At 55.9% G+C, this 11,942-nt stretch carries 10 protein-coding genes; all 10 read right to left on the bottom strand.

Annotated features, from left to right (window positions below; genetic code table 11):
- Positions 1–18: 18 nt before the first annotated feature.
- A complete protein-coding gene (epsI, locus tag IGS60_RS09465; RefSeq protein WP_230503979.1) occupies positions 19–720 on the bottom strand; it encodes an exosortase-associated protein EpsI, B-type in 702 nt (233 codons plus the stop codon).
- Positions 717–1,625: an exosortase B gene (gene xrtB, locus IGS60_RS09460; RefSeq protein WP_230503977.1), complete on the bottom strand. Its 909-nt coding sequence runs from the start codon at positions 1,623–1,625 to the stop codon at positions 717–719. The genes epsI and xrtB overlap by 4 nt, the downstream gene beginning before the upstream one ends.
- Entirely contained in the window at positions 1,625–2,503 is an 879-nt protein-coding gene (gene epsG, locus IGS60_RS09455) for a chain length determinant protein tyrosine kinase EpsG (protein WP_099410430.1), read from the bottom strand. The genes xrtB and epsG overlap by 1 nt, the downstream gene beginning before the upstream one ends.
- Positions 2,504–2,521: 18 nt before the next feature.
- Positions 2,522–3,931 (bottom strand): chain length determinant protein EpsF, encoded by a 1,410-nt coding sequence (gene epsF, locus IGS60_RS09450; RefSeq protein ID WP_099410429.1) that lies wholly within the window; start codon positions 3,929–3,931, stop codon positions 2,522–2,524.
- Positions 3,932–3,993: 62 nt separating this feature from the next.
- A complete protein-coding gene (gene epsE / locus IGS60_RS09445) occupies positions 3,994–4,782 on the bottom strand; it encodes a polysaccharide export protein EpsE (protein ID WP_180279087.1) in 789 nt (262 codons plus the stop codon).
- A 46-nt stretch (positions 4,783–4,828) separates the two neighbouring features.
- Positions 4,829–5,746 carry an EpsD family peptidyl-prolyl cis-trans isomerase gene (locus IGS60_RS09440; RefSeq protein ID WP_099410427.1) on the bottom strand — a complete coding sequence of 306 codons (918 nt, stop codon included), beginning with the start codon at positions 5,744–5,746 and terminating at the stop codon, positions 4,829–4,831.
- A 687-nt stretch (positions 5,747–6,433) separates the two neighbouring features.
- The gene (locus IGS60_RS09435; protein WP_230503975.1) at positions 6,434–7,816 is read right to left on the bottom strand and encodes an undecaprenyl-phosphate glucose phosphotransferase; all 1,383 of its coding nucleotides are present in this window, start codon (positions 7,814–7,816) and stop codon (positions 6,434–6,436) included.
- Between the two features lie 8 nt (positions 7,817–7,824).
- Positions 7,825–9,096: an XrtB/PEP-CTERM-associated polysaccharide biosynthesis outer membrane protein EpsL gene (gene epsL / locus IGS60_RS09430; protein WP_099410485.1), complete on the bottom strand. Its 1,272-nt coding sequence runs from the start codon at positions 9,094–9,096 to the stop codon at positions 7,825–7,827.
- Between the two features lie 40 nt (positions 9,097–9,136).
- Positions 9,137–9,799: a CAAX prenyl protease-related protein gene (locus IGS60_RS09425; RefSeq protein ID WP_180279086.1), complete on the bottom strand. Its 663-nt coding sequence runs from the start codon at positions 9,797–9,799 to the stop codon at positions 9,137–9,139.
- A gap of 176 nt (positions 9,800–9,975) precedes the next feature.
- Positions 9,976–11,868 carry an ATP-binding cassette domain-containing protein gene (locus IGS60_RS09420; RefSeq protein ID WP_230503972.1) on the bottom strand — a complete coding sequence of 631 codons (1,893 nt, stop codon included), beginning with the start codon at positions 11,866–11,868 and terminating at the stop codon, positions 9,976–9,978.
- Between the last annotated feature and the right edge of the window lie 74 nt (positions 11,869–11,942).

Here is an 11,942-nt window from a genome sequence, read left to right as displayed (position 1 = left end):
AACCTCGCCAGGCAAGCGTTAGCTGCCCTGGCCCGAGAAATGACGACGATGCGCCGGTGTCATGGAAGACAGCATCTGATTGACAAAATCCTGGGCTAAAGTAAAGCCATGCTCATTATCCTGCGTAATCGTCGATACGCGCATCAGAGTAGCGTCAGGAATGCGGCCATCCAGCGCATAGGCCAGCTTGACCTTTTTCATCTGCCAGATGTCGTTAACAGCCTTCTCGCCAACCACGACCCAATAAATGATCGGCTCATTGCGATTATTTAAAGCCGCTACCAGACGCGAGGCTGGAATGCTGCCTGCTACCGTATCCAGTGGTTCATGCGTGGTGGGGCCGACCGCGAAGCCCTGACCACCATAACAGCCTTCGGGGAAGTGAATCGACAAATTGTCGCTCTGATCAGTTCCATAGGCAATCGATAGCATGATGCGTTCGCCTTCACGATTGACATAGGTGCGCGTCAGGGTCTGGTTATAAATTTTGTTGATTTCCTCAAGCGCCGTTGGATTGACAACGGCGGAAATCTGCGCACGGTCTTCCTGCCAGTCGCCGAATGCAGCAGGAATCGCCGTTTCCAGCATAATTTTCGGCCGGCTGTCGGCGATGCGGATCGTGGGGGTAGCTCGCTGCCCGAGCCATAATGCGAACAACATGCACAAGCCCAGTATCACGCCGCTGATCCAGGCCTTGCTCACTTGTGTATGCGTATTCATGGCTGGCCTTCCTGGCTGCGTTTGCTATTGCCGCGGCGCACTATCCATTGCAGCAAGGTGTCTAGACTAATAATCAATATCAATGCGCTGATGAAGAGCACCATGCCGGCAAAACCATGCAGGAAACCTTGACCTGCGGCATCACCAAAATAATATGTAATGAGCGTGAGCGTCATGACGCGTATCACATTGGCGGTAAAGGAAATCGGAATGATCAGCGTCGCCAGGACGATATTACGGAACGGTGAAGTATGGCGCACCAGATTCAGGTAGAACAGGCCCAGTGCCTCAAGCGTCAACAATGTCTGCAAACCGGCACAGGCATCGGCAACCAGCAATTGATATTGTCCGATCTGCAGAATCACGCCACTGCGTGCAATGGGATAGCCGGCCCAGAACAACAGGTGTTCCGTGACATAGGAAACGGCGATTTTCATTGGCAGCGTCAATGCCGAGACGATAGCGCTAGGCAATGGGATCATGAAAAACATGAAGAAAAACGGGAACCACACGGCGCGCAGCGACGCCGCGCCAAACTTGAAGCAGACAATCGACATCGTAACGACGACAAAGGAGCCTATCTCAAACGCCAGGATCTGTTGCGAGACGCCGACGACATACAGCAGCAGGCCAAAGATGAACATGAACGAACCCAGCACAGGAGAGCCGCGGGGATCGGCACGTTCCAGAAGCTTGGCACGCTGGTGATACAGCAGCCACACGGACAGCGCCAAAATGATCGGCCCATGCGCCTGGTCTTCTGTCGCCCAAATGCCATGGAAAAGCGAGTAAAAAGATGGCAGGTACAGCGCCAGGAAGCCAATAATGATCGGCAACCATTCCAGAATGATCGCGCGCGACGGCAACTTGTCACGCACCGATGCAGGATGGCTAAGCGCACTCATCAAAAATCTACCAGCACGGAACCAACGACTTCGACGCCACTTTGTACCATTTGCTCCGTCATCGCATGGATATCATGCAATAGCGTGTAATTCTTGCGCGCCACCAGCAGCACGCCTCCAGCCCGGGTTGCCGTGATCAAGGCATCGGAACCAACGGAAAAAGCGGAGGTATCGTAAAGCACGACATCATAGCGTGACTCCAGCTGCGCATTGAGTCCGCTAAACGGCGAACGACTCAGCATCTCCTGCGGGTTTGGAGGAAGCGTGCCGGCTCCCAGTACGGACAGATCGACAAAAGAGTCGATTTTAGTAACGGCCCCCTGATCAGCGCGTCCGGCCAGCATGTCCGACAGCCCCTGCCGGCCTTTCAAATCAAAGATCTCATGCTGACGCGGCGTACGCAGGTTGGCATCCACCAGCAAGGTATGCTCCCCAAGCTGTGAAAATACCACGGCCAGGTTAGCGGCGAACAGGCTCGCACCTTCACCTGGGTTAACCGACATCACGACCAGCGCCTTATGGCCGCGCGCAAACCAGCGCAACATGAGTTGACTGCGCACAGCGCGCAACGTTTCCACTTGGGCACTGAATGGCTGATAGGCCGCCACCAGCTTGTCGGAAAAATCCCCCTGCCCCGCTTGCAGATAAGGGTAGTCAAACTGGCGCGCCAGAACTTGCTGGATATCGGCTTCCGTCACAAGCCCAAGGCGCTGCGCGGCTTCGCCAAAACGAATGCCCAGCTCTTTTTGCATGCGCAATACGCGCTCGGCATTTTCAGGCGAAATCTTGCCCGATTCAAGCAGCAAGCCGCCAATGCTCGAGTCGCCGCCACGCGGCAGGGTTGGGGTGGTCTGAACAGAATGTGGGACTGGATTCATGATGCTTTCCAAGAAAAATTAATTTGCGCGCAAAGAGCGCGGCAACAGCGACCAGAAACGATTCCCCCGTGTGCGGGCTGGCGCATTCCAGGCAATGCTGCCAAGCATGGGCAACTGCAAGGCATCGGAAAGATCATTTTCAGAACGCACGCGGCGATCCAGCATTTCAGCCAGCAAGGCCACACCGATACCGAACATTGTGCCAAGGAACAGGGCTAGTACCGTATTCAACAAGACCTTGGGGCCCGCCGGCTGGCTGGGTGGCACTGCCGGATTCAACAGCGAGATATCAGACTGCTCAGATTGCCCTTCCAGGCGCGTCTGGGACAAGCGCTGCGACGTCGCCTCGAAAGCACGCTGGGCACTTTCCACATCCTTTTGCAAAACGCCCATCTCGTCCCGGGTACGGTTCAATTCCAGCACTTTCGCCTTTTGCGCGGCAAGCGCGGCACGAATGGCACCTTCGCGCTGCGACATGATCTGCGCATTATTGCCGACACTGTTTGACGTGACGCGCAAGCTTTCCTTCAGGTCGCTGCGTAATTTATCGACTTCAGCCTTTGCAGACTGATACTGCGGGTGATTGGTGCCCAGTCGCTGGCCAATCTCGGCAAGCTTGGATTCAGCGCTACCCAGCCCCACCTTCAGGCTTTGGATCAGCGGGTTGGCCGCCACGTCGGGCGATTCGGCAAAGGCACCGCCCTGTGCCATGCGCTGGCGCGACGTCGCTTCCATTGCCAACCCTTGTGCCGCGACCAACTGCGCCGACAGGTCGTTGAGGCGGTTCGACTCGACATCGAGACGGTTATCAAGGCTAACGATGCCATTTTTTTGTTGATACTCGGACAGACGGCTTTGCGCGCTCTCCAGGGCATCGCGCAACAGCTTCGTCTGTTCCGTGAAATACGTCGATGCCTTTCTCATGGGATCGACTTTAAGTTGAATACTGGTCTTTTGATATTCGTCAGCAAAGGCATTGGCTACAGCTGCAACAAATTGCGGATCGCTGCCCTTGAAACTGATGTCGACCACGCTACTTTCGTGCGACGGAACAATTTCCAGCTTGGCCAACAGTAACTCGGCAAGCCAGTCACGCACATTGCCTACGCCCTTCGAGGCCTCATTAAACTGCGCAATCACGGCTGGACTTTCCGCCAGGTGCAATTGATCGACTACACGCAGTGCAACATTCTTGCTGCTGATAATATCAATCTGCGTTGCCATGTAGCCGGGTAACAACTGTCCAGGCATCGCCATCCCGGTAACGGGATCAATACCTTTGTAGTTCATCAATACCGACGCCGATGCCTTGTATGTCTTGGGCAGCAGCGCGCTGACGATAACGGTCGCCCCCACCGTAATCAGCAAGGTAATGATCAATATCCATTTGCGCGCACGCAGGATCAGTAAAAATTGTGAAAAATTCATGGTACAGCTCTCATATCAGAGAAATCGATTCAGACAAATTATCCGGACGTGCGCGACGCAAATTAAAACAGGCTTTCCCTGACATAAACGACGTCGTCTGTTTGCAGAAGATCATCGTGCTTCGCTTCAATCGTTTCCAATTTACCTGCGCCATCGCGACGCTTGATGCGCATGCTGCGCTCCGTGCCACGCTGCGTCAGGCCGCCACCGACAGACAGCGCCTGCAGGACGGTCATTCCCCGTTCGAGGCGGAAGGTCCCAGGTCGCTGTACCTCTCCATAGATATAGAAACGCGGCGTGCGTTCCACGTAAATCACGTCATTGCCAGTCAGATCAACGTCACGGTCCAGTGAACCGGCGCGCACCATTTCGATAATGTCGATCACTTCCTTGCTGGTCTTGCCATCGCGCTTACGGATCAGATTGATGGTATCGCCCGCTTCGGCTGTAAAGCCGCCCGCCATTGCCAGCACATCCATCAGGCTGCGCTTGCCTTCGAGCGGATAGCGTCCAGGGCGATTCACCTGTCCCAACACGGATACCTGCTGGCTCTGCAACGACGTTACGATGATATTGACCTGTGCCTTGCGCAGAAAACCGCCACCTTCAAGAAGGTTGCCAATTTTCTTTTCTGCAGCGGCAACGGAAAGCCCCCCGATGGGTACGGCGCCAACCAGAGGAAACGTGATCTCACCCGCTTCGCTGACGCGGGTTTCCAGACCAAGGTCCGGGCTACCGTACACGGAGATTTTCAGCACATCGCCTGCACCGAGCAAAACATCGGCGGCACCGGCCACACCAGCGGTCAGCGCAAAAAAGGCTGCCATTATCCACATTGCAAGTCGTTTCATGATTTGCCTGCTTCCATAAAAATTTGCGTTCATCTTATACCTGGCATCACTTCAGCCCGGCTGCTCCACGTTCATTCACGTCGTTCGACACTGCGGCCGGCCCGGCAGGCGCTGACGCCGGCGTCGCCGGCGTAACTGTCGAGGCCGCGTCCTTGCCCGCCGCAGGCTGGTTCAAATATTCGATCTTTGCCGTTGCGCGCAAACGCTTGAGCTCAGCATCGGCCACATCCTTGGTTTTCTTATTAGTAAGAAACTGTTCGATTTGCGGCGCCGCCTGGGCCAAGGTCACAGGACTATCCTTGATATCGGCCAGCGAAATCAGCAAGGTACGGTCACCTTCGCGAATAATGAATAACTGCCCTTTCGGCATGGCCAGCAACTTCCCGCTCAGCTCTGGCGCCAAGTCGGCGCTCGAACGGGATAGTTGCGTACGACCATACTTCACCTGATGCGTATCGAGCCAGGCTGCCACCTCATCGAGCGACTTGGCCGCGTCCATTGCGGCCTTCAGCGCATCATTCATATCGGCGCTGGCAATAATCAACTCGCGCATATCGAACTGCTTGCGCTGGGTGAAATATTGCGGATTCTTTTCAAAATACGCTTCCACCTCGGCCTTGCCCGGACGGGGCAGCGATCCGATCTTTTTCTGCATATAGGCCTGCGCAATGATCAAGGACTTCGCGCGCTCGACCGCCTGCACGACCTTGGGATCGCGGTCCATTTTCTCCTTGACTGCTTCATTCAACAGCAGTTGGCGATCAATCAACGATTCCAGCAGTTGTTTGCTCGCAGCATCTTGCTGCGCAGCCTGTACATTGGCACGCTGCATCTCTTCATTGAGCTGAAGAACAGTAATTTCCTCGCCATTCACACTTGCCAGTGCCTGCCCGGCCTTCTTTTCCTTGTTGCCACACGCGGCCATACCTACAGCGGTCAGCAAGACCAAGGCCGAACACAGCATACGAGAGTTCAGTCCCGGCACGTGCACACTCCAACGTTGTTTATGCAAGAGGTTCAAAATTACTCCTTTAGTTCAGAAAAGAAATCGCTCACGACAATTTAATGACAAAAAATACAACTATACTATCAAAAAATATTGCCAAAATAGCAGATTTCTCATGGAATTATGGGACTAGACCACACAATTGTCAATATTATAAATATGATACACAATGTACAAGAGCTGCCGGAAACTATTTGCTTAAAAATCCATTAAGCAGATTTAAAAACAACTGTTTCCAAGAAAACTTACAGCCAGACGCCTGTCATTCTTTATCTGCTCAGGCTTAAAAATAGCATTTCTTGTACTTGGTACGAATTTAGTTTTCCTGTAAGAACGCTGTAGCGACGCGTTCCCGTGCAGGATCGGCGAGGATGGGGCCGTAGTCTGAAGCGCAGCATGGACAAACACCGGTGCGTGAGATGGCGAAGCCGTGCGAACCAAGCCGGCGGCCGGTAAGGCAACCGAAGCAATACGCGTCGCCAACTGCCGCTACATGATGCTGTCGCGCCTTCTGCTATTGTTCTTTGCATTACGCCCGATTCGCCGGTACAGACCATGGGTCCGTACTTCGAATGCTTGCTTCATTTTAACGCGTATTGATCTGACGCAAAACAAATTCCATGCAGTGTTGCTCGGTCACTTCACTCAATGGGCATTGTCCCGTTTAAGCACAACCTTCACCGTGCGCATGATAATCCACAGATCCAGCCAGAGTGACCAGTTGCGCAGGTAGTCGAGGTCAAAATGAATGCGCGCTTCCATCTTGTCCAGGGTTTCTGTCTCGCCGCGCAAACCATTTACCTGCGCCCATCCCGTGATGCCGGGCTTGACCTTGTGACGCAGCATGTAGCCTTTGATCAACTTACGATACTGCTCATTGTGCGCCACAGCATGGGGACGCGGCCCGACTATGCTCATGCGGCCCTGTAGCACATTGATAAATTGCGGCAATTCATCGAGTGAACTGCGGCGCAGGAAACCGCCGATGCGCGTGACGCGCTGGTCGTTTTTCGTGGCCTGCACCACCTTGTCGCCATCCTCGCTGACCGTCATCGAGCGGAATTTATACACAATAATTTCCTCGCCATACAAGCCGTAGCGGCGCTGGCGGAAAATCACGGGACCTTTCGAGGTCATCTTCACGGCGATGGCGATGACGAGCATCACTGGCAACAACATGATCTGGATCAGCAGGCCCAGCACGATGTCGCTGCCACGTTTGACCATGCTGTTAAAGCCCGTGAACGGCGACTCGCGGATGGCGATCACCGGCATGCCGCCTACGTTGTCGAAACGCGCCTGCATCAGATCGAAGATATAGATATCCGGCAGGAAATACACGGATGCCGTCGTATCCTGCAATTCATCGAGCATCTTGCGGATGCGCGGCTGGGCTGAAATCGGCTGGCTGATGAATATCATCTTGATATTGTGTTCGCGCACATAGGCGGCAATATCGGCCATCTTCCCCAGCATGGGTTCACGCATTTTCTCCGGCCAGCGGTCATCGGTACGGTCGTCGAAGAACCCCCGCACGTTCATGAACAGGTTCGGATTGCGCTCTACGGTCGTGGCAAACTTCAGGCTGGCGTCATTGGCCCCGATGATGACGACCGAGCGCACTTCGCTGTCGCGGCCGGGATCGGCCACCATGCGCCGTGCGGCAAGATGACTGAGCAGCAATATGAATGGCGTCAGCAGAAACCAGGCCAGTACCAGCTCGCGGTCGAAATGGAACGCCAGCCCCGTCGCCGAGCCAAGAAAGATCAGAATCAGGGCGGTAATGGTCCAGCTGACAAAGATATCGCGCGCGTAGGCGAGCATGCGGCCACTACGCCACGTACGGTACGGATCAACATATTGAAACACCGACGATGAAATAAAAAACGCCAGTATCATCAGTACCAGCGAATAACCGGTAAAGGGCGAGCCCGACAAGGCGGACAACAAATACAGCGTGCCCATGATGATCAAAGGATCGAGGATGCGCTGGAAAAACGAAATCAGGGGTATATCATTGACCGTCATAATACTCATCAGAACTGAATGCTGGCGTTAATGGAAGCGCCTTTGGCACGGTAACTACCTGTGTTGATAATGGGAGCGCCTCTGCGCGTATCGCGGAATGCGCTGACGCCCAATTGAATATTTGGCCGCGGCACATACGTCAGACCGATGCTGGCCGTTTTCGTGGTGTCGTCGACATTGACGGGCAGCACCAAGCCGCTCGCCGCGGAAAAATCGCGTTTCTCGCGCCGCAGTTGCGCATCCATGCGCACTTTGGCCGAGATATCCCAGGCAGCAGCGAGGCTGGCGCCATTGTTCAAGCTACTGGTAATCAGGGAATTTTCCACTGCTGCAAATTCATGCCACAGGCTACCCGTAAAACGCACCTTGCCAAGCGGGGCCCAGTTCACAGTGATGCGCCCATTGGCGCCGCTGGAATCACGCCCGGAAAATAGCTCGTTCTTGCGTTTCACCCAGCCGCCAAGCAACTGCATTTGCGTCACGCCGCTGAGATTCCAATAAATATTCGCCTTCACTTCGTCCTGCTCATACCCCTGCTCGATACCGAACGCGGCCAGGTTTGCCCGGTTCGGAAAGCTCCCTTTCAAATGGCGCAGCTGTATGCCGATCCGGCTTCCGCTGGCAGGCAAATAATCGAAGCCCAGTTCAATGGCATCTTCTTGCCTATTGGAAAATCTTTGCGCAATCGAATCATAACTATATCGATCGCGTGAGAATCCCCCCCGCACGCGCCAGCTGGGGTGAAAGCGCCAGCCGCCATTCGCATACTCGCGGCGTATCGTGCGCAGGTTACGTTCCGAGCTTCGCAAATCGCTGAACGGCGTCAGTGTCTGTGCATAGCTGGCGCCCAGGTGGCCTTCGAGGTGATTCGCAATATGCCACTCGAGATCAGCCAGATAGTCTTTGCCCGTGTAATCGAGCTGGTCAAAATGATCAAAGTAGACGCGTGACCACTTTACCTGCCCCGTCAGCAACTGCCGGCCGATGGGACGATTGATCCGGAATCCCGCTTGCACCTGGCGCGAGGTGTCGGAACGCTGCCCATCAAAACCGGGCACATTGTCATCGATGCGGAACAAATTATCGTCATACGAGTACGACGTCGCAATAAAAGGCGAAATCGTATCGCTGATGGCGGCACCAGCCGGCAAACTGCATGCCGCGCCACCGGCTGCCAACAGCGTAGCGGGCAATATGCGGGCCAGAACCGAGGCCAAACGGTTGCGCTGCAATCCGGATTGCCCGATATGGGCCTGGCAATGATACGGTGAAGTCAACATGGGCATTGTCTTTGAAAGAGCAAACAGTTGGTTGGCAATATTACCAGTAAGTCCAGTGGCCGCCAGAAATAATCCAGAGGCCCAACACGCCGTTCGTCACACCATGGGCGAGGATGGGCGACCACAGGTTCTGGCTGCGCATGTACAGCAAACTGTAGGCGGCGCCGGCAACGATACCGGCCAGCCACAAATTGTGTTCGAAGCCAAACAGTACCACGCTGACAACAAAAGCCTTGGCACTGGCCAGGCGTGGCTGAAATTTCAGGAAATCAGGGGCATCGATCCAACGCAGCAGGAAAGAGCGCCAGAACAGCTCTTCCATCACTGGCACCACGAGAGCCGCGCCGGCGATGCGCAGCACCACCAGACTCCATTCGACCTGGCCATCATTGCGCGGGTCGAATCCGTCCGCATTGCCGATCGTCATCCAGCCTGCATCGAGGTTGATCCACAGCAGAAAAACAACAATGCCGGTGGCCAGCGCCGCGGCCAGCGCACGCGCGCCCAATGGCACCCAGGCCAGTTCCGTGTAGCTGCGGCGCCAGTACAGCAACATACCCAGCACGACGCCGATCTTGACGGCGTACAGCCAGCGCAAGTCCTGCGCGGCGAAGCCCGCCCGGCCCAGCATGTCTGCGATAAAGATAAAGGAGAGATAGGCCAGGAATGGCGCTACCCGGGGCAAGGCGGCGCGGTCAAACATACTGATGCGCACCGGAGATGAAACCACGCGCCGGACGCGGTGGTCCGGAGCGCGTGTTTTTGATAACAAACATGCATCCCCCGATGTAAAAAATATAATTATATAATTATATCAAGCAGAACCGTTGCCGTGGCAAATAATCCTAACTTAATTACAACAGGAGAGGCAGAAAACAATCAACCGTTGGCGCGCGCCTCGATCTGCTCCCACTTTTCCAGCGCTTCCAGCAGTTCGCCTTCGATCTCGGCCACGCGCGCATTCAGGCGCTTGCCTTCGGCCGGCGTCTTCTTGTAGAAGTCCGGATGCGACAGTTCGGCGGCCAGCACCGATTGCTCGTCTTCCAGCTTGGCGATCAATTTCGGCAACTCTTCCAGCTCGCGCTGCTCCTTGTAGCTGAGCTTTTTCTGCTTGGCAACGGGTATGGCGGCCTCGACCTTCACGGCCGGCTTGCTGGCCGGCGCTGTGGCGATCGGCAAGGTGCGCACGCGCTCCCAGTCCGTGTAGCCACCGACGAATTCGCGCCACTTGCCCTCGCCTTCGGCGACGATCACCTGCGTGACCACGTTGTCGAGGAAGGTGCGGTCATGGCTGACGAGGAAGACGGTGCCGGTGTATTCTTCCAGCAACTCTTCCAGCAATTCCAGGGTATCAATATCCAAGTCATTGGTCGGCTCATCGAGCACCAGCACGTTGGCTGGCTTGGCGAACAGACGCGCCAGCAGCAAACGGTTGCGCTCGCCACCGGACAGGGACTTGACGGGCGAACGCGCACGTTCCGGCGCGAACAGGAAATCGTTCAAATACGTCATCACATGGCGACGCTGGCCATTGATCTCGACCCAGTCGCTGCCTGGCGCGATGGTTTCCATCAGATTCGCCTCTTCGTTCAGCTGCGTGCGCATCTGGTCGAAATACGCGACCTGCAGCTTGGTGCCCAGGCGGATGGTACCCGTGTCCGACTGCTCTTCACCCAGAATCATTTTCAGCAAGGTGGTCTTGCCGGCGCCGTTGGCGCCGATCAGGCCAACCTTGTCGCCGCGCAAGATGGTGGCGCTGAAATCCTTGACGATGACCTTGTCGCCGTAGATCTTCGAAACGTTTTCCAGGTCCGCCACGATCTTGCCCGAGCGTTCGCCGGCCGACACGTCCAGTTTCACTTGGCCCTGCTGTTCGCGGCGCGCATTGCGCGTCAGGCGCAGCGCTTCCAGGCGGCGCACGCGGCCTTCGTCGCGCACGCGGCGCGCCTTGACGCCCTTGCGTATCCACACCTCTTCCTGCGCCAGGAACTTGTCGAACTTGGCGTTTTCCACTTCCTCGATTTCCAGCTGCTCCGCCTTGCGCGTCTGGTAAGCCGTGAAGTTGCCCGGATACGACAGCAAACGGCCGCGGTCGAGTTCGATGATGCGCGTGGCAACGTTGTCGAGGAAGGAGCGGTCATGGGTGATGAACAGCACGCTGCCCTTGAAGTCGCGCAGCAAACCTTCCAGCCACAGGATGGAGCTGAAGTCCAGATGGTTGGTCGGCTCATCGAGCAGCAGCACATCGGGCGCCGACACCAGCGCGCGCGCCAGCGCCACGCGCTTCTGCATGCCGCCAGACAGGGTTTTCATCAGCATGTCGCCCGTCAGGTTCAAGCGGTCGAGCACGGTTTCCACCTTGTTCGGCAAGCTCCACGCATCGGCCGCATCCAGTTTGACCTGGATGTCGTGCATGCGTTCCATCAGTTCGTCGTCATTGCCCTGGCCAAACTGGCCCGTCAGCGCATCGTATTCCTTCAACCAGGCCTGCGACTCGCCCATGCCGGACGCGACGGCGTCGAACACGGACATGTCCGGATCGAATTGCGGTTCCTGCTCCACATAGGCGATCTTGATGCCCTGCTGCATGACCAGCAAGCCATCATCGAGCTTGAACTTGCCCGAAATGACCTTCAACAGCGACGATTTCCCCGTGCCGTTGCGGCCGATCAAGCCGACCCGTTCCGAGGTTTCCAGTGAAAATTCCGCGTGATCGAGCAGCGCGACGTGACCGAACGCAAGTTGCGCCGATGAAAGAGAAATGACAGCCATAATGAGTAAAGGTGTACGGGCGCCGCCTCGCGCGCACCGCGTGGTACGCCAAACAGCTGCCGATTGGATGAATG

The sequence above is a fragment of the Janthinobacterium sp. FW305-128 genome, assembly GCF_020858135.1.
In the GTDB taxonomy this organism is placed as follows: domain Bacteria; phylum Pseudomonadota; class Gammaproteobacteria; order Burkholderiales; family Burkholderiaceae_D; genus Janthinobacterium.
The sequence above is the reverse complement of the archived record's forward strand: the minus strand, read 5'-3'. Positions and strand labels throughout refer to the sequence as shown.